This window comes from Mycoplasma sp. 21DD0573, from assembly GCF_034863425.1.
GTDB lineage: Bacteria > Bacillota_I > Bacilli_A > Mycoplasmatales > Metamycoplasmataceae > Mycoplasmopsis.
Window position 1 is genome coordinate 1 of sequence record NZ_JAYFEZ010000007.1, and the last position, 18,346, is coordinate 18,346.

The following is an 18,346-nucleotide window of genomic DNA, read 5'->3' on the forward strand; positions in this document are numbered from 1 at the left end:
AACTGATTTTTTAAATCATTATAAGCATCAGCTTGGTTTTGTTTTTCTTTTTCGTATTCTTCTTTAACCTTCTCTATTGCCTTAATGTTATTTACTTCAAACTTGTTTTTCTCAGCTTCAATTGTCGAATTCATCGAAGCCTTTAATTCACTTAACTGATTTTTTAAATCATTATAAGCATCAGCTTGGTTTTGTTTTTCTTTTTCGTGAGCTAATTTAAATGATGATTCTAATTTTTCAATTTCGTCTTGTCTTGCACTTTTTGAGACTTCAAGTTCTGTTTTTAGCTCAGCAATCTTTTTATTATACTCATCAATCACACCTTGAACATTAACTTTATATTCAGGTAAATTTGTAAGATTTTCAAGTATTTCTGTTTTTACTTGATTTCTAATATCATCATTTCTTTCATTGTTTATGCTGCTACTTAAAATGAATAATTCTGTATTACTTAAGCTTGACAAATCAATAATATCACCAGCAAAAGCATTTTCAACCAAAACCAATTTCATTGGATTTTGTTCACTAAATCTAAATTCAATCTTTTTCATATAAACGTCCCTTCTGAATTGTTTTTTGTCCTATATTTTTATTATACTTTTTTTTTTTTTTTTACATTCACCTCTAATTTTTATATGCCTTATTTTCAATACTATTAGTATTTTTTATAATATTTTACTTTTTAGAATTTAGAAAAAAGCAAGTGGTTGCACTTACTTTTCTAACATATTAAATAGTTCGACAATTTTCTCTACTGATAATTGTTGAATTCTTAAATTATCATCATACCCTAATTGTTCAAATATATTAAGAATATGATCTTTTGGATATTTATTTTGTAATGAATAAGAAAGTTTCTTTCTTCTGTTTTCAAAGCATAATTTGAAGAAATCCTTAATTGAATTTCATTCATCTAATGAAACATTATTTTTAAATCTCAAAGATAAAATAGCTGAATCCACCTTTGGAGCAGGTGAAAAAGCATTTGCAGGAACGATAAATTCTAATTTACAATCAGCTAAAAATTGTGATGAAACTGATAATTTTGAATAATCTTTTGTATTAGGTTTAGCACAAACTCTTTGCGCTACTTCTTTTTGAACCATTACCAATACACCCTCAAAATTATCTTTGTTTTCAAATATTTTAAAGAGAATATCAGTTGTTATGTAATAAGGGATATTAGCAATAATGTAAGTGTCCTTAAAATTAGTTATATCAGCTTCCAGGAAGTCTTGATGAATAAGTTCAAAATTAGGATTGTTTATTTCTTTATTTAGAAGATCAACCATATCAGTGTCAATTTCAAAAGCAGTTACATAAGCGCCTGCATTTAAAAGATAATTAGTTAAAGCACCTCTACCCGGTCCTATTTCCAACACTTTTTGATCTTTTACATCAAATACATTGATTATCTTACGTAAAATGTTTTGATCTTTTAAGAAGTTTTGTCCAAACTTCTTTTTTGCATAAACTTCTTTTTTATTTTGCATTATAAATTAAATAAAGTCCTTAAATTTTTATTAATTCTATCTGTGAATTTATCCATACCCACTTTTTTAATTCCTGCTATGTAGTAAGCGACAAATAAAACTGTATTTGGTTCATTTTTTTGTTCTGTATATGGATGAACTCTTAAGAACGGAGCATCAGTTTCTGTAAGAATTCTTTCAAGTGGTAAAAACTCAATAATATCTCTAGTTTGGTTTGTTGTTCCATATGTAACAGCACCGCTGAATGAAAAATAAAGATTTTTAAATTCTAAAAATTTCTTAGCTCAATCCATATTTCCGGCGAATGTATGGAGCATAACTTTGATGTTAGGAAACTCTTTTAAAATATCATAAACATCTTGGTAAGCTTGGTATTGGTCGATTTTATCTCTAATGTGAACAACAATTGGTAGGTTTACTTCTTGTGCTAATTTGATTTGATTTCTAAATGATTTAATTTGATTTTCTCTTGATGGAACACCTTCTTCATAGAAGTAATCTAATCCAATTTCTCCAATTCCAACAATAGTCTCATCAATTAAATCTTTATATCTTAAATAATCATTCTCATCAACCCCATCTTCAGGATGAATTCCTATAACAGGTTTAATTAAATCAGGATACTTTTTAGCTAGCTTGATAACTTCTTTATTTTCTTCAGCATGACCACCATTAACAATCATAAATTCAAGTCTATTAGCATAAGCTTGCTCACAAATCATATCAATAATGTCTTCGTGTTTGTAAGCAGTCATTGATAAATGATTATGTGCATCAACAAATTTATTTTTCTTTGAACTCATATTATTTACCTAAACAGAAAGTGCTGAACATAACATCTAATAAGTCTTCTCTGTTTACATTTCCTTTAATGTTTTGTAATTGATCTCACGCTGCATATAAATCGATGATAATCATGTCAAAAGTTGCATAGTTGTCAAGTGCATTTTTAGCATCCTTAAGCGAATTTAAAGCTTGCTTAATAAGTGAAAGTTGACGTGTATTTGAAAAAATACGCTCATCTAAAATGTTGATATTCTGGAAGTTTGAAACTAAACCTTGTTCTAATGCTTCAATATCGTTATTTAAAGCAGAAATATAAATAACGTTATCATCTAATGACTTATCTGTCTTTAGCAAGTCTTTTTTGTTCATAACTTTTAAATAGAACTTACCTAACTCTTTTGATTTTTGCTCAATTAATTTATCAAAATCATCTTCAGATTCATTTGCAGATACAACGTGAACTACAAGATCACTTTTTTCAATCTGATCTAATGATTTTTGAATACCAATTTTTTCAATAATTTCTTGAGTGTTTCTTAAACCAGCAGTATCAACAAGTTTAAATAACATATCATTGATTTTATAGGTAGCTTCAACTAAATCTCTTGTAGTTCCTGCGATATCTGTAACAATTGCTTTATCTTCTGATAAAAGTGCATTTAAAATACTACTTTTTCCAACGTTAGGTTTTCCTAAAAATGCAACTTTAACACCTTCAAAAACATATCTAGAATCCTCTGAAATTTTCACTATTTTTTCTAGTTCACTGATTAAAACAGAAACTTTCTCTGACATATTAATTGAATCTAAACGTTCAACATCATCGTATTCAGGGTAGTCAATATTAACTTCAGCAAGACCGATTAAAACAGCAATCTTATTTAAGAACTCATCAATTAAACCTGAAGTTTTTCCCTTGAATTTATTAACTGATGCAAGTGCTTGAGATGAAGTTTGAGCCATAATTAAATCGTGAATAGCTTCAGCTTTAATTAAGTCCATTTTTCCATTTAAAAAAGCTCTTCTAGTGAATTCACCACGTTCAGCTAATCTGGCACCATTTTCAAGTAATAAACTTAAAACTTTGTTCGTAACAACAATTCCACCGTGGCAGTTAATTTCGATTAAAGGTTCGCCAACATAGTTATTGAATACATCATTACCATTTGCATCTTTTTTACCAACAAATGACATAACTAAAACTTCATCAATAAGTTGTCCATTATCATGAATGAAACCATATGAAATTGTGTGATCTGCACCAATTTTTCCTTTAAAAACTTTAGAAACAACATTTACTGCATCAGGACCACATACACGAACAATTGAAATTGGTTGATTTATATGAGAACCTGAGCTGATTGCTGCAATTGTATCATTAGTCATATTGTCTCCTTTCTTATAAATACAATAAAACTAGCTAAAAAGCTAGTTTGACATTTATTTATTCATTAATTCTTCTTGTTTTTCACTTGTGATTTTGTCGATTTTACTAATTTCTTTATCAACTTCTTTTTGAATAACATCTAAGTATCTTTTTTGTTCGTCTTCTGATAACTCTTCATCAGCTTTGATAGCTTTATTAACATCTTGACGTGCATTACGAACACCTACTTTAGCATTTTCAGTTAACTTAGATAATGATTTAACCATTTCTTTACGTTTTTCAGTTGTAAGAGGAGGGAAGTTTAATCTAATTTGACTTCCTTCATCAATTGGCATAACACCTAAGTTTGCTTTTTCAAGAGCTTTATTAATTTCCTTAACTGATGTAATATCATAAGGTTTGATTAATAATTGTTGTGGCTCAGGAACTGAAATGTTTGATAATTCTTCAAGTGGTGTAAGTGTGTCATAGTAATTAACACGAATACCTTTTATCAATTGAGGGTTAGCTCTACCTGTTGAAATTTTTGATAATTCAAAACGGTAATGTGAAAGTGCTTTTTCTGCTTTTTCAGCAAAATCTAATAAATAAATATCTAATTCCATTATTTAGTAACCTCTGTATGTTTGATTTTTCCTTCAAGTGCATTTAAAATTGAATTTTCTTCTAATAAGTTAAACACAATTAAGTTAATATTGTTGTCTCTAGCCATACTTGTGGCTGTTAAGTCCATAACTTGTAATTTCTTTTCTAAGATTTCATCATAAGTGATGTGATCATAATGTTTTGCATCAGGATTTTTCTTAGGATCTGAATCGTAAATTCCATCAGTTCCATTTTTACCCATTAAAATAACTTGAGCACCAACTTCTGATGCATATAATGTTGCTGCTGTATCTGTTGTGAAGAATGGACGACCTGTCCCTCCGGCAAAGATAACAACTTCACCATCTTCTAAGTATTTGATTGTTTTTTCATTAACGTAATATTCAGCCACTCTTTGATCAATGTTTAATGAACTTTGAACTCTAGCTTTAAGTCCAACACGCTCGAAACCACTACCTAAGGCAATAGCGTTCATAATTGTAGCAAGCATTCCAATGTAGTCAGCTTTATTTCTGTTAATTCCATTTTTTTCAGCAGAAGCACCTCTTCAGAAGTTTCCTCCACCAATAACCACTGATACTTGTATACCTTTAGCTACAATTTCTTTAAGTTGTAATGCAATTTTATGAACTAAGTCATAGTCAATTGCTAAATGTTTTTCTTTGTTTGCAAAACCTTCTCCAGAAAGTTTTAAAAGAATTCTTTGATACTTAATCATCACTACCTCTATTTAACAAGTTAAGTTTTTATTATTTAATATAAATAATAATGTTTAAACTAATTATATAGAAAAAAGATTTTTCAGACTATTTTTTTTAACTTTTTCCAAAATTTCTAAATTTAAGGATAAAAACTGCAATTTTTCACTTTTTTACGGAATTTTTCACAATTTTTCTTACAAATTACCGTTTTTTAAAAAATACTTTATAATTTATAAACATATTTTACAAATATGTTGTATTTTCAATTAATATTCCTATGCCATAGGAATAAAATTTTCCAAAAATAATTTAAAGAAAGAGGTAGATTATGGCAGCAGAAAAAGAAAAATTTTTATTTGCTATTGACTTAGATGGTACAACACTTCAATCTAGTGCAACAGGCGTTATTCACGACAGAACACTTAGCGCAATTAAAAGAGCAACAGAGGAAGGGCACGTTGTATGTATCCTTACAGGAAGACCTTGAAGAAGTACTAAATTCATTTATGAATCATTAGGTCTTAACACAATCGTTGCTAACTACAATGGAGCGCATATTCACCATCCATATGATCAAGAATTCATCCCTTACATTAAATATTTAAACTTAAACGAAGCATTATACATTTTAGGTGATCCTAAAGTTAAAAAAGAAATTTCAAACATCGCTATTGAAGGACCAGACTGAGTTCAATTAGATCACCGTGATGAAGAACTTGAAAAAGTTTTCGGATTTAAAACAAGTTCAAAATTACGTATCGGTTTAGACTTATACAAAATTCCTTTAATGCCTACAGGAATTATCTTTGACGTTAAAGAGACAACAAACATTGAAGAACTTAGAAAATACCTTAAATCAAGATATGGTGACTTAGCTGAATTCTCATACTGATCAAAAGGGGAAGGTTTAACACCTGTTTTCGATATGACTAACATTACAGCTAACAAAGGTAAAGCTTTAAGTATGTTAATTAGATACTACGACATTAAAGTCGAAAACACAATTGCATTAGGAGATGGATTTAACGACGTTCCTATGTTTAAAATTGCAAACATTTCGGTAGCTATGGCTAATGCTTCAAAAGACGTTAAAAAATATGCATCAATTAGAATTTCTAAAACAAATAAAGAAGGTGGGGTCGGAGAATACATTCACAAATTCTTAGATAATCCACAAGCCGAGATAGAAAAATCAAACGCACGTAAAAGAAAAATTCAAGCTATCGAGGAAGAATAATGAAATATATTGATGATATCAAACAACTTAATGTTGATTTGGAGCAAGTAATTGGGGTTGATGAAACAGGGGTTGGTGATTATTGAACACCACTTGTTTCTTGTGCAGTTTATTTACCAAATAAGCTTAAACAATTTGTCGCTTCATTAGGTGTAAAGGATTCTAAAAAACTGTCTGATAAACAAATTTTATCTTTAGCTCCTAGATTAATGGAATTTATTGAATATTCCGTTTACACACTTACACAAGCTGGATATAACAAATTAAGCAAGTCTTATAACGCTAATGAACTTAAATTTTTCACTCATGCAAGTGCATTGAGTACATTAGCTAAAAAATACAAAATTCAAGCAACTGCAATTATTATTGATAAATATTCAACAACTAATTCAATATTAAAATATCATCAAAAATTCTTTATTGAAAATAACTGAGCTAAATTAAATGAATTGCAATTACCAACATTGCTAGTTAATAAAGCTGAAGACATTCACTTATCAGTTGCATGTGCTTCGATTATTGCAAGATACCATTTATTGCAATATATGGAAGAACAAAATAAGAATTGAAATTTCAATTTCTTACTTGGTGCTAGCAAACATGTTGTTGCTCAAATCCATGAGTTCACACAGACTTATGGTGAAAGCTCATTAAACTCTGTTTTAAAACTTAATTTTAAGCTTAAATAAAAATGAATAGACCTTATACATTGGTCTATTCATTTTTTTAGTTCTCTAAAACTTTTCCACTTAAACGATTTCTTTGTAAGTCAATTTCAGTAATTTCAGAGTTAATTACTAAACCTGGATAATACTTATCAAAGATTGATTCATTTTGATTTAAGTTTAAATTACTTACGTGAACAAATAAGTTTTTCTTGATTCCGATATAAACAAATATACCAAAATCAGTAATATTTTCAACAGTTCCTTGAATTGTATCTCCAACTTTTAAGTCATTTACATCTAACACACTGTCTTTTAAGATAAACCCTGATTTATTATCAACAATTTTCTTAGTAGGACTCGCTAATGATTGAAGTATTAATTCAACTGTATAAATGTCCGAATTTAACTCATCAGCAATAGATTGTGCATTTAAGTTAGAAACATCTATTCCTTGCTCACTTGGTTTTAAGTTAAATTTTTCAACAATTTTTGATGCTAATTTATATGATTCAGGGTGAATTATTGTTTTATCAAAAAAGTTTGATGAAGTGAATATTCTTAAAAAACCTACTGACTGTTCAAAACTTTTTGGACCTAACCCCGGTACTTTAAGAAGTTCATTTCTGTTTTCGAAATTTTTACTTTCTTTACTATTTCTGTATTCAATAATATTTTGAGCTATCTTCTTGCTTAAACCTGCTATATACATCAAAATATGCTTTGTAGCAGTGTTTAAGTCAACACCAAACTCATTAACTACCTTTTGCACTTTGAAGTTTAAATATTGCTCTAATTCTTTTTGATTTAAGTCGTGTTGATATTGACCGACACCAATTGATTTAGGATCAATTTTTACTAACTCATTTAATGGGTCTAAGAATTTTCTACCAATATTAATCGCGCTTCTTTCTTCAACACTTAAGTTAGGGAATTCTTCTATTGCGATTTGTGAAGCTGAGTATACGCTAGCTCCAACTTCAGAAACAATAGCATATTTAACCTTTAAATTGTTTTGTTTAATAATATTAGAAATAAATAATTCAGTTTCTCTTGAAGCTGTTCCGTTTCCAATAACAACAATAGTAATTTTATATTTGTTAATAAAATCTAAAACTACTTTAGTTGCCTCTGCGACTTTTTCTTGTGGCTTATTAGGGTAAATTTTAGCAATACCTAAAACATCTCCATTTTCAGATAATGCAGCTATTTTACATCCATTAACATATGCAGGGTCAATGGCTAAAATATTGTGCCCTGTAATTGCTGGAGCAGTTAATAATTTTTCAACTGAATTTGCAAATATATTAATACTTGCTTTTTCAGCTATTTCAAATAAGTCACTAAAGATTTCTCTTTCTACACTAGGTAAAATAAGTCTTTTGAGTGAATCATTAATCGCATCAATAATATTGTCTTTGTTGTTTCTTGTTTTATCTATAGCTTTTAAAATGATAATAACCAATGGTTCGCGTTTGTACTCAAATTCAAGTTTAAGTTTATCTAATTTAACACCTCTATTAATTGCTAATACATTGTGGTTTTTAATGTATTTAATTGGTGTTATAAAATCATAATAATTTAAGAATACTAAATCATCATTTTCATCATTAACTTTTTTAGACTTTGTTGTTTTAATTCTTCCAAAATTGTAGACTGATTCTTTAATTTGATTTTTAATTTCTACATTCTGTGAAATTCACTGTGCAATAATGAAATTAGCTTGCTCAATAGCAAATTCGACTGTAGGCACTTGTTCTGTTAAATATTTTTTAGCTTCTCTTGCAACATCAAATTGAGGGCTTTTATTATCAAAAATTCTCTTTGCAAGTGGCTCTAAACCAAGTTCAATGGCTTTTGTTGCTTTTGTGATTTTACCAACCTTGAATGGTTCATAAATTGACTCTAATTCGCTTTTGACAGTTGTATTTAAGATTTGTTCCTTAAGCTTGTCTGTAAGTAAATTCTTTTCACTTAGAATTTTAATAATTGCTTGTTGTCTATCCAAAAGCTCTTCTTTGTATTTGTAAATAGATTCAATTTGATAGATTTGTTCTTCATTAAGTCCACCAGTTTGTTGTTTTCTATAACGCGAAATGAACGGAACTGTATCTCCATTTGATAACATTTCTAAAACTGTTTGAACCTGATTTGTAGGAATGTTTAATTCTTTTGAAGCTAACTCCAAGGCTAATTCGTTATTTTTCATATTATCCTTTCCTATTAGAAACAAAAGAATCACTTTAAGAAGTGATTCTTAAGATTATTATTGTTTATTGTTGTTTGATTTATTTGCTTCTTTTTCTGGTGTTGTCATTGAGTCTGCTCTAAAGTTTTTAAATGCAATAACTTTAACAACAAATGGGTTTACAACTCTTTGTGTGAATCCTTGAATAAATGCATAGAATACTGGAGCTAATAAATCCCCTAATAACATAGCAAATGTTGCGTAAACTAATGAATCAAATGCAAATGAATTTTTTAATTGTTCTAATGTTACTGAAGTATCGAACCCAAAATCAGGGGCTATTTCAGTAATTTTTTTTCCTAAATGTTTACCAACATGAGCTTCTGATGTAAAGAATGCAGGTAATTGTTGAGCTAAACCTCTAGCTGGGTTAATAGCTGCTGTCTCACCTAAAAGTCCCATTCACACTGATAATGAAATGATGAACATAATCATTAAATCACGGTATTTATTGTTAATGTTTGGTGAAAAAATTGGGAACAATAAGATAGCTGTCATAACTAACTCAACAAAGAAAATTCACGCTGTTCCACTTGCTAAAACGTGGTTTGCTGATGGATTTGAACCTTTTTCTAATTCTGCAACAAAAGAAGCTTTGTAAGCACCAATTGCAGTAATTGGGGCATTAGGTAAATCATTTTTCCCTACTGATAAGTATCCAAATAAATAGATAAATCCTGCAGCAGCAAATGCTCCTAAGAATTGAATTGCAATTTTATATAAAGCATAGTAACCATTATTTCTACCGTTTATATAACGATAAATAGTTACAGCTGGGTTGAGGTCACAACTTCAACGTAAGAAGATGAATAACACTGCCCCAACAGCAATAAATCCTGCATAAAATCCAACAATGATTTTATGTAACATATATTCTTCAGCAACTTTACCTGAAGATGTGTAAATTGATAGACCTGCTAATGCAAGTGATAAAAAGATTGTTCCGATAAATTCTGATAAACCGTGGATGATTCAAGTTTTTAAATCAGCTGGTTTCTCAGCATTTTGTCTTTCTGATGTTCTTAATTTAAAGAAGCTAAATAAATCTTTGAAAAAGCTATTTTTCTTAATCAATAATTCCTGTGTATTAACCATTTTGTATTTTTCCATTCTCTAATAAAACTAATGCTTTTGAGTAATCTCCTGCTTGCGCAGCGTCTGCATTTTCTAATGTTGTTTTAGCTATTTGAGTTAAAGCTAAATCTGTTAAGAATGCTTGGTGTGATGTTACTAAAACGTTGTCCATTTCAATTAATTCTGCTCATTGAGGATCTTGTTCTTTAAGTTCTTTAATTCTTGAAGAAATGTCTTCGTAAAATCTTCCTTCTTCTCTTTCTAAAACGTCAGTTGCAAATCCACGAACTTTACCTGATTTAAGCCCATCAATCATTGCTTGTAATTCAATAATTTCTCCTCTGGCTGTGTTGATAATAATTGCTCCTGGTTTAAGCATATCAATAGCAGCTTTATCGAATAAGTATCTTGTTGAAGGTAATAAAGGACAGTGGATTGAAATAAAGTCTGAGTTTTGTAAGATTTCTGAAAATGAAGCTCATTCAAATCCGAATTGTTCAGCTAATTGAGGGAAGTTATCTTGAGCAAATGCATCAAATACTAAAACTCTAGCACCTGTTGCTTTAGCAATCTTGATAAATGTTTGTCCAATTTTCCCTGAACCAACAACCCCAATTGTTGAGTTTCCAACACAAAGTCCATCAAGTCCATTTAATGAGAAGTTGTAATCTTTAACTCTTTTATTAGCAATTAAAAGATTTCTGTTAAGTGCTAATAATCCTGCAAAAGCAAATTCACCAATACTTTCAGCTGAGTAGTTAAAAATTCTGTAGACGTGAATTCCTAACTCGTTAGCTTTAGCAACATCAATTTTGTTGTATCCCATTGATCTTTGCAATCAAACTTTTACACCCATTTTTGCTAAGACTTCTAAAATTACTTTGTCACCATAAGTGTTAACAAACCCACATACAGCATCGTAACCTTTAGCCAACTTAACTGTATCTAAGTTTAAGTTTTCTTTAAAAAAAGTAATTTCGTGTCTTCCATCATTATATTTTTCAAAGTATTTAATATCGTAATCTTTAGAATCGAAAAATGCAATTCTCATATTTTCTCCTAGATAAAAATGAATAAAAATAAACCTAATAATTTTTAAAGTAATTATATTAAATTTATACTAAAACAAAGGCTTTTTATTTAAACTAAACTAATAGTGTGCTAGGTATAAAAATAGTTCATTTTCAGCTAAATTTACTATTGTAAGTAGGAGGAGAAAATGAACTTAATATTATTTTATTTATCTAATTTACACAAGGGAAATAACTACATAATTTATAAAAATCTTAAAAGCATTCCGAAAATCGATATGAATCTATTAACACAATGAGTAAAAGAGTATGTGAAAAAGAAAATAAAGTTCATCACCATTTTAGATGAAGAATATCCTTTGAATTTAAACATTATTAAATATCCACCTTATGTGCTTTATATGTATGGAAACACTTCACTACTTAAAAACAAAAATAAAGTTTATCTAGTTGATGAAAGAAACCTGCTAGATAGTTTTAATTCTGGAAAACAGCTTGAAAATATGGTTAATTCTCATGTGCTAATTACCAATGACTATAAAGAAAGTGAAAAATCTATTGTTGATTTTTATAGAAATCACAATGGTTCTATTATTCACATTCTAAAAGAAGGTTTTAATGATGAGATTTTAAAACAAACCTTAAAACCAAATGAACTTTATATATCTCAATATCCCTTAAATTGCCATCCTAGAAGAGAATATTTTAAACAAGCAAATTTATTAAGTTCTTTATTAAGCAAACAATTTATTTCATTCTCGTTAAAAGGAGACTCAAAAGCAATACAGTTAGTAAATTACTTTGCTGATATTGGTAAGGATATAAAATGTTTTCCTAGTGATGATTTTGGTGATTTGAATAATCAGCTTATTAAGTCTGGAGCTACTTTAATTACTTCTGTTAATGAAATTTAGAAATAAAAAAACGTGTCACATAATTGCTGTGGCACGTTTTACTATATAAATTAAAATTAGTTTTGTCTTTCAGGATATACAGAAACATACTTTCTGTTTCTTCTGCTTTCGTATTTTACGTATCCATCGATTTTTGAGAATAATGTATCGTCTCCACCACGACCAACATTTTGTCCTGGGAAAATTTTTGTTCCTCTTTGACGGTAAATGATTGATCCTGCTGTTGCAAATTGTCCATCACCTAATTTAGCACCTAAACGCTTACTATGAGAATCACGACCGTTACGGGTAGAACCACCGGCTTTCGTGTGTGCCATATTCTAATTACCCTTCGATTTTTGTAATTTTAACACGTGTGTAAGGTTGACGGTGTCCTAATTTTCTTTTGTGAGTAGACTTTGCATTGTGACGATATACAACAATTTTCTTTGCTTTCCCTTGTTTTTCGATTGTTCCGTAAACTACAGCATTAGATAAGTAAGGTCTCCCTACTTTATCGTTAACTAATAAAACTTTGTCAAATTTAACTTCTGAGTTTTCTTGACCTTCAAGTTTTTCAACGAAGATTGTTTGACCTTCTTTAACTAAAAGTTGTTTTCCACCTGATTCGATAATTGCAAACATGCAATACCTCCAAAATGTGGCTCGTCTTTGAGGTGGCTTATGCACTTGTTGAACCTCTTTAGTACGGTTACAAATGTAACATGCTTATTATATAGCAATAAAGTAAAATTAGTAAGTTTTTTTAGTCTTAAAATATAGAAGTTATACAAATTTTTTTCAATGAAATGATGACTTTAAATTGAAAAATCATGAATAATGATTTTTTAAAATAATAAGTAATTTTCAATTACATTAGAAGTTTTCTTAACAGTATTATCTCACTTGAATTCTTGATCTTTACCTTTAACTGAACCTGAATTTGATGTAAATGACTTAAATAAACCAAGAATAGATATTGCGCCTTGAACTATCGATGGAATTAATGGAACTAAAGCGGCAAATGAAAAACCAGGTTGAATTTGCGAATACTTTTCTTTTTCTAGTGGTTTTAGATCATTAAGTTTCATAGTTAGCCTCCTTTCATTTATATAGTAAAAATTGATCAAAAAAGAACAGTTTTTTTACTGTTCTACATAGTTTGTATTGAAATTACCAGAAACTTTAGCTACTTTTGAGCAAGAAACTCAAACAGTAGGATCGATTATTTTTAAATCAGCAATTAAGTTTTTCTCTTCTAGGAGAAGAATTGTAGTTTCAATTTTAATTGCAGTTTTACCCGTGTAACCTGATTTGAAACGTTCAATTCTGTAACTGTGTCAGTAATTAATAAGTTTGAAGTAAGCAATAATTCTTTCAGGATTTGATGAAATAATTGTTAAGTTTACTTTCTTATATTTAGGATATAACATACCAACAACTAAGTTAGTAACTATTAGGTATGAGAATGTTGAAAGTTCTCTCATTCCAAATAACTCACCATTCGGATTTGGACGAACAAATCCATAAATAAGCACAAATGTAACAGCTGTTACGAAACCAACAATAACAAGAATTAAACTAACGCTTTTCTTGTGTTTTGTTGAGAAGTAATAAGCAATAATATCTGTTCCACCAGTTGAACCACCGGCTTTTCACGAAATAGCTATTCCTGTACCAATAAATACTGCTCCAAGACATCCATAAAGTAAAACTCCTCAGCTAATTCCATCTGAATATCAAGCTAATTGTGTTAGTTGTTCAATTGAATATTGAGCGTATTTTTCAAATTCTGCAGCTTTCTCAGCACTAAATGCACTTGGGTTTAATTTAAAATCAATTAATTCTTTTAAATTAGCTTGTCCAGGTGTTGAAGCAACTTCAACAATTGCTTTAGAATCTTTAATTGATACATTGTAATTATCATAGTCAATAGGAACTAAATTGATTTTTTCAAACAAGAATGAATGAACATGCTCTTCTGTGAAAATAAAGTTTGTTAATTGTAAACAAAGCATAAAGAATAAAGTTAATCCTATAAAACTGAACTTGACTTTTCTTCAAAATATAATGAATAAAGGTAAATTGCATGCAAAATAAATTAAAGCAAAATAGTTTTTTAAAATAGGAAATAAATATTGCAAAATAGTAGGAATTCCTGTAATTCCAGAAGGAATTGTGTCTGCTTTTGATAAAAAGATGTGAATTCCAAAGTTAAAAATTAATGCCGATACAAAAGTAAGCACTAGTTTTAATCAATATTTAACCCAAAACGTCTTAAATGTAAGCTTACTTTGTTTTGAATTATTTAAATACTTGGCCATCTTGTATTTTAATTTTTCTTCTTCTTTTTTAATATCAGCAGGGTTAATTATCACTGCTGAATTATTAGCATCCAGATTCATTGAAGCTTTATTAATAAGGTCAATTTTCTTTGACTTAAATTTGAAATAATTAGTAATTCAAGATGATTTTGGTGTAGTAGTTTTATTGCAATTTTCATTTGCAAAATTATCTTTATTCTTCATGAAACATATTTTATATTATTATCCATTAAATAATTAAAAAATTCCTAGTCATATAAGTAAAATTCTTATGATAATTAGAATTGCAAAATAGTCATAAAACTGTAATTTTTAAGTGAAACTGAAACATATATTATCAGTTCAAGCTAGAAGATTTTGTAATCAGTTTATAAAAAATCAAAAACACCTCGTGGCATTATTGAGGTGTTTTTGATTTAATACATTTATTTACTTAAATACTTTTGTAGGTATTCTTTATTTTCCTCAAAAACTGTAGGTTCATTTTTTGATAAGTAGTATGTCCCTAGTTTTTTAAGTAAAACAATATTTGAAATTGCTTGAACACCGAATTGGTTAGCTTTTTCTCCAAAAATAGTCAATAATTTTTGTCTTTCTTCTTCCATTTCACTATATTCAATTTTAATTCCTAACTTCTTATTGAATAACATAGTTCAGAAGTAGTTCATAATTGTAGATTTAACAACTTCTCTTTTATCTCCTGCGAAGTCTTCTTTAAATCTAAATTCTTTCATATCGTTTTCAATTAATTCATTGTCAATTTCAAGTAATTGATTAAATTCTTTTAATAATTGACCTAAAATGTTTTCACCATAAGCAAAAACAGAATCATTAACAATTTGTTCTAAAATTGTTTTTTCAACATATTTTCTAACATCATCCATATTTTTAATTTGGTCAATATTTAATAAGTGAACATTTTCTGCAGTAATTGGCATTTCTTTAATTTCAACAATTTGAATAGGTTTAACTAAAAAGTCTCTTCCTGCATAATTTACAGTAACAACTTCTCCTAGTTTTGCACAAATTAATTGTTTTTCAAATTGATGTTCACTTTCAGGATTTGCAATAATTTGATATTTTTCAAATTTAGCTTCTTGCATATCTGCAGGTTTAGTTTCAATGATTACATTATCATTAGTTTCAACTACGTCTCTATCAACATTAAGTTTAAATTTGTAACCTGAAATAAATAAGTTATAAAACTCATCAATTTTTGCATTATAGTCATTTGATAATAACTTAAATGGTTCAGGTTTAATATCTAAATTATATTTTTCAAGGTCATTTTCATAGAAAACTTTTAATTTAAATGAAAAATCTTCAATTGTGAATTTAACATCTTGTGGAACTGGTAAAAATGCAATTTTATCTGCATCTTTAAGATTCATTTCTTCCATTAATTTTTGTTTAACTGAATCCATATAAGCGTTTGATGCTGATGTTAAAATAAGTTTTTGATCAATTTTCTGTCCTTCTCTTTTATTTGATTCTAAGTAACTTAAAACATTATTTTGTACAGTTAATCATTCTTTTTTATCAACTGTGAACTCTCTAATTTCGAACTTCATAATTTCTCCTCAATATATTAATATTTTAATTATATACAAATATAAAAATAATGTGTCTGAAAATTTAGCAAATAACTTACTAATTTGCTTATTTTGTTTAAAACTTTATATAAGCTATATAATTTAAAAATATGAAAATACCTGCTACAAAAAACGAAATAAAAGACTACATTATTGAGCTTACAAATGAGTTGAATAAACTCAATCACGCTTACTACAATCTAGATAAACCACTTGTTGATGACTTTGTTTATGATAGTAAATTAAGAGAACTTGAAGAGTTGGAAATTAAGTATCCTGAGTTTATTCAAGAAGATTCTCCAACAACTAAAATTGGTGGTGTTCCAAGCTTAAACTTCTCTAAATATACCCATCAAAAACCAATGCTTTCACTTGCTAAAGCATATTCACAAGAAGAAGTTAATGATTTTATTAAAAATGCTACAGCACCTATAAATTCATCAGAAATTAACTTCAATCTTGAACCGAAAATTGATGGCCTATCAATCTCATTAATTTACAAAGATGGTAAATTAGCAAATGCAGTAACTCGTGGAGATGGTAAAGTTGGTGAGGATGTTACTAAAAATGCTCTAATCATCAAAAGCATCCCTAAAACAATTAATTATCTAAAACCAATTGAAATAAGAGGGGAAATTTATATTAACAAATCTAAATTCCTTGAAATTAACGAACAATTAAAAGAAGAATTTGAAGAGAAGAAACTTGAATTTATTAATAAAACTTGACCAGCTTATTTAGCTAAATTAGGTGATTACAATAATGGTAAAATCAAAACACTTCCAAAGGAACCAAAAGAACCTACAGAAGATTATTTTGCTAATACCAGAAATATGGCAGCAGGTACTTTAAGACAGAAAAATGGTAAATTAATCATTCAGAGAGATCTTCAAATAATTATGTATGACATTGTAGATCCTTTGGAGCATGAATTAAAAGAACAATCACAGATTGTTGATTTCTTAAAATCATTAAGTTTACCTACACATCAATATCACTATGTAGAAAAAGATTTTCAATCAATAATCAAAAGAATTAATGAGTTTGAATTAGTTAAAGATTCATTTGAATATGACTGTGATGGTTTTGTCATCAAACTAAATCAACTTGAATATTGAGATTTATTAGGTAAAACTGCTAAATTCCCTAAATATGCAATTGCATATAAATACAAAACGGAAGAAGCATATCCGATTATTAAAAAGATAGTAGCTACAGTTGGTAGAACCGGAAAAATAACTTATGTAGCAAGTTTTGACCCTGTTGAGTTAGTTCAAACAACAGTTTCAAACGCAACACTTCACAACTATGATTTTATTTTTAATATGAACATAAACATAGGTGATCAAGTTGTTTTAATCAAGTCTGGTGAAATTATTCCTAAAATTATTGAGTTAAAAACTAAATACACAAATTCAATTTTCCCTAAGGTTCTAAATTGTCCTTCTTGTAATTCAGTTTTAGTTGAATACCGTGGAATTGTTGACCAATTTTGTGAAAATCCAAACTGTTATGAAAAACTAACAAGAAACTTATCATTCTTTGTTTCTAGAGATGCACTTAACATTGTTTCACTAAGTGAAAAGACACTTAACTTCTTCTTTGATAAAGGTTGAATTACAGACCAATATTCAATTTTCAATCTAAAGGATAAAGCTGATGAAATTCTTGAATTCTTCAAAGAAAATTCATCAAATCCTGATGTTAAAATCAAGATTGCTGATAAAAGATTAAACAACATTTTAGTTTCTATTGAAGAAGCAAAAAATGTTGAATTGCATAAAGCATTATTTGCTTTAGGAATCAAAAACATAGGTCTAGTAGTTGCAAAAACGATTTCAGAAAAATTAACAAAACTTTCAGATCTATTCGAAATTAACCTTGACGAATACCTTTTAATTAATTCAATCGGACCTGAAATAGTTCAATCACTTAAAGATTTTGTCACAGATAATAAAAATAAAGAATTAATACAAAAATTAGACAGTGTGTTAATTTACAAATCATCAAATAATGAACCTAAATCAGATAAACTTAAAAATCAAACTTTTGTAATTACAGGTACGCATTCAATTTCTAGAGATGAACTTTCAAAAATCATTGAGCAAAATGGAGGAACTGTTTCATCTTCAATTTCAATTAAAACAAATTACTTAGTTGCTGGAGAAAATGTTGGAGCAACTAAATTCGATAAAGCAAACAAATTAAATGTTCCAATTATAAGTGAGCAAGACTTATATGAAATGATTAAATAGCACTTGTTGCTATTTTTTTATACAAAAAACCAGTCATTATAACTGGTTTCATAT

Annotated in this window: 18 protein-coding genes; 4 read left to right on the forward strand and 14 right to left on the reverse strand. The window is 28.5% G+C overall.

Translation table 4 applies throughout. From position 1 onward, the window contains the following. From VBM86_RS01320 to pyrH, 6 genes are all read right to left on the reverse strand, one after another. Nucleotides 1–551, reverse strand: a 551-nt coding sequence (locus VBM86_RS01320) for a hypothetical protein (protein WP_323189598.1), incomplete at its 3' end; no start/stop codon positions are given. A 162-nt stretch (nucleotides 552–713) separates the two neighbouring features. Continuing rightward, nucleotides 714–1,493, reverse strand: coding sequence for a 16S rRNA (adenine(1518)-N(6)/adenine(1519)-N(6))-dimethyltransferase RsmA (rsmA, locus tag VBM86_RS01325; protein ID WP_323189599.1), 780 nt, complete (start codon nucleotides 1,491–1,493; stop codon nucleotides 714–716). Continuing rightward, entirely contained in the window at nucleotides 1,493–2,296 is an 804-nt protein-coding gene (locus VBM86_RS01330) for a TatD family hydrolase (RefSeq protein WP_323189600.1), read from the reverse strand. The genes rsmA and VBM86_RS01330 overlap by 1 nt, the downstream gene beginning before the upstream one ends. Nucleotide 2,297: 1 nt before the next feature. After that, nucleotides 2,298–3,665 carry a tRNA uridine-5-carboxymethylaminomethyl(34) synthesis GTPase MnmE gene (gene mnmE, locus VBM86_RS01335; RefSeq protein ID WP_323189601.1) on the reverse strand — a complete coding sequence of 456 codons (1,368 nt, stop codon included), beginning with the start codon at nucleotides 3,663–3,665 and terminating at the stop codon, nucleotides 2,298–2,300. Between the two features lie 54 nt (nucleotides 3,666–3,719). Beyond that, nucleotides 3,720–4,271: a ribosome recycling factor gene (gene frr / locus VBM86_RS01340; protein ID WP_323189227.1), complete on the reverse strand. Its 552-nt coding sequence runs from the start codon at nucleotides 4,269–4,271 to the stop codon at nucleotides 3,720–3,722. Beyond that, entirely contained in the window at nucleotides 4,271–4,990 is a 720-nt protein-coding gene (gene pyrH / locus VBM86_RS01345) for a UMP kinase (RefSeq protein WP_257089064.1), read from the reverse strand. Before pyrH ends, frr begins: the two co-directional genes overlap by 1 nt. A gap of 311 nt (nucleotides 4,991–5,301) precedes the next feature. Here pyrH and VBM86_RS01350 point away from each other — a divergent pair, with 311 nt between their 5' ends. Next, entirely contained in the window at nucleotides 5,302–6,210 is a 909-nt protein-coding gene (locus tag VBM86_RS01350) for a Cof-type HAD-IIB family hydrolase (RefSeq protein ID WP_323189602.1), read from the forward strand. Beyond that, the gene (locus VBM86_RS01355) at nucleotides 6,210–6,899 is read left to right on the forward strand and encodes a ribonuclease HIII (RefSeq protein WP_323189603.1); all 690 of its coding nucleotides are present in this window, start codon (nucleotides 6,210–6,212) and stop codon (nucleotides 6,897–6,899) included. Before VBM86_RS01350 ends, VBM86_RS01355 begins: the two co-directional genes overlap by 1 nt. A gap of 37 nt (nucleotides 6,900–6,936) precedes the next feature. Here VBM86_RS01355 and VBM86_RS01360 read toward each other — a convergent pair whose 3' ends face one another. The 3 genes from VBM86_RS01360 to VBM86_RS01370 are packed head-to-tail and all read right to left on the reverse strand — an operon-like array spanning nucleotide 6,937 to nucleotide 11,248. After that, nucleotides 6,937–9,084 carry a Tex-like N-terminal domain-containing protein gene (locus tag VBM86_RS01360; protein WP_323189604.1) on the reverse strand — a complete coding sequence of 716 codons (2,148 nt, stop codon included), beginning with the start codon at nucleotides 9,082–9,084 and terminating at the stop codon, nucleotides 6,937–6,939. A 57-nt stretch (nucleotides 9,085–9,141) separates the two neighbouring features. Further along, nucleotides 9,142–10,233 carry an aquaporin gene (locus VBM86_RS01365; RefSeq protein WP_323189605.1) on the reverse strand — a complete coding sequence of 364 codons (1,092 nt, stop codon included), beginning with the start codon at nucleotides 10,231–10,233 and terminating at the stop codon, nucleotides 9,142–9,144. Further along, complete coding sequence (locus tag VBM86_RS01370) at nucleotides 10,211–11,248, reverse strand: 2-hydroxyacid dehydrogenase (RefSeq protein WP_323188725.1); 1,038 nt, start codon at nucleotides 11,246–11,248, stop codon at nucleotides 10,211–10,213. Before VBM86_RS01370 ends, VBM86_RS01365 begins: the two co-directional genes overlap by 23 nt. 168 nt (nucleotides 11,249–11,416) lie before the next feature. Between VBM86_RS01370 and VBM86_RS01375 the strand changes: the two genes are divergently transcribed. After that, entirely contained in the window at nucleotides 11,417–12,142 is a 726-nt protein-coding gene (locus VBM86_RS01375) for a DNA-processing protein DprA (RefSeq protein ID WP_323189606.1), read from the forward strand. A 56-nt stretch (nucleotides 12,143–12,198) separates the two neighbouring features. Here the strand turns inward: VBM86_RS01375 and rpmA are convergent, their stop codons facing one another. The 5 genes from rpmA to VBM86_RS01400 form a co-directional block, all read right to left on the reverse strand. Beyond that, nucleotides 12,199–12,459 (reverse strand): 50S ribosomal protein L27, encoded by a 261-nt coding sequence (gene rpmA, locus VBM86_RS01380; protein ID WP_257089078.1) that lies wholly within the window; start codon nucleotides 12,457–12,459, stop codon nucleotides 12,199–12,201. A gap of 7 nt (nucleotides 12,460–12,466) precedes the next feature. Then, on the reverse strand, nucleotides 12,467–12,766 hold the full coding sequence (gene rplU / locus VBM86_RS01385) for a 50S ribosomal protein L21 (protein ID WP_257089080.1): 300 nt from the start codon (nucleotides 12,764–12,766) through the stop codon (nucleotides 12,467–12,469). A gap of 203 nt (nucleotides 12,767–12,969) precedes the next feature. Further along, the gene (locus VBM86_RS01390; protein WP_323176736.1) at nucleotides 12,970–13,212 is read right to left on the reverse strand and encodes a hypothetical protein; all 243 of its coding nucleotides are present in this window, start codon (nucleotides 13,210–13,212) and stop codon (nucleotides 12,970–12,972) included. 54 nt (nucleotides 13,213–13,266) lie between these two features. Further along, nucleotides 13,267–14,649 carry a YitT family protein gene (locus VBM86_RS01395; protein WP_323189607.1) on the reverse strand — a complete coding sequence of 461 codons (1,383 nt, stop codon included), beginning with the start codon at nucleotides 14,647–14,649 and terminating at the stop codon, nucleotides 13,267–13,269. A gap of 221 nt (nucleotides 14,650–14,870) precedes the next feature. Further along, the gene (locus VBM86_RS01400) at nucleotides 14,871–16,016 is read right to left on the reverse strand and encodes a trigger factor-related chaperone (protein WP_323189608.1); all 1,146 of its coding nucleotides are present in this window, start codon (nucleotides 16,014–16,016) and stop codon (nucleotides 14,871–14,873) included. A gap of 131 nt (nucleotides 16,017–16,147) precedes the next feature. Here VBM86_RS01400 and ligA point away from each other — a divergent pair, with 131 nt between their 5' ends. Further along, nucleotides 16,148–18,292, forward strand: a complete 2,145-nt coding sequence (gene ligA, locus VBM86_RS01405) for an NAD-dependent DNA ligase LigA (protein WP_323189609.1) — start codon at nucleotides 16,148–16,150, stop codon at nucleotides 18,290–18,292. Nucleotides 18,293–18,346: the final 54 nt, after the last annotated feature.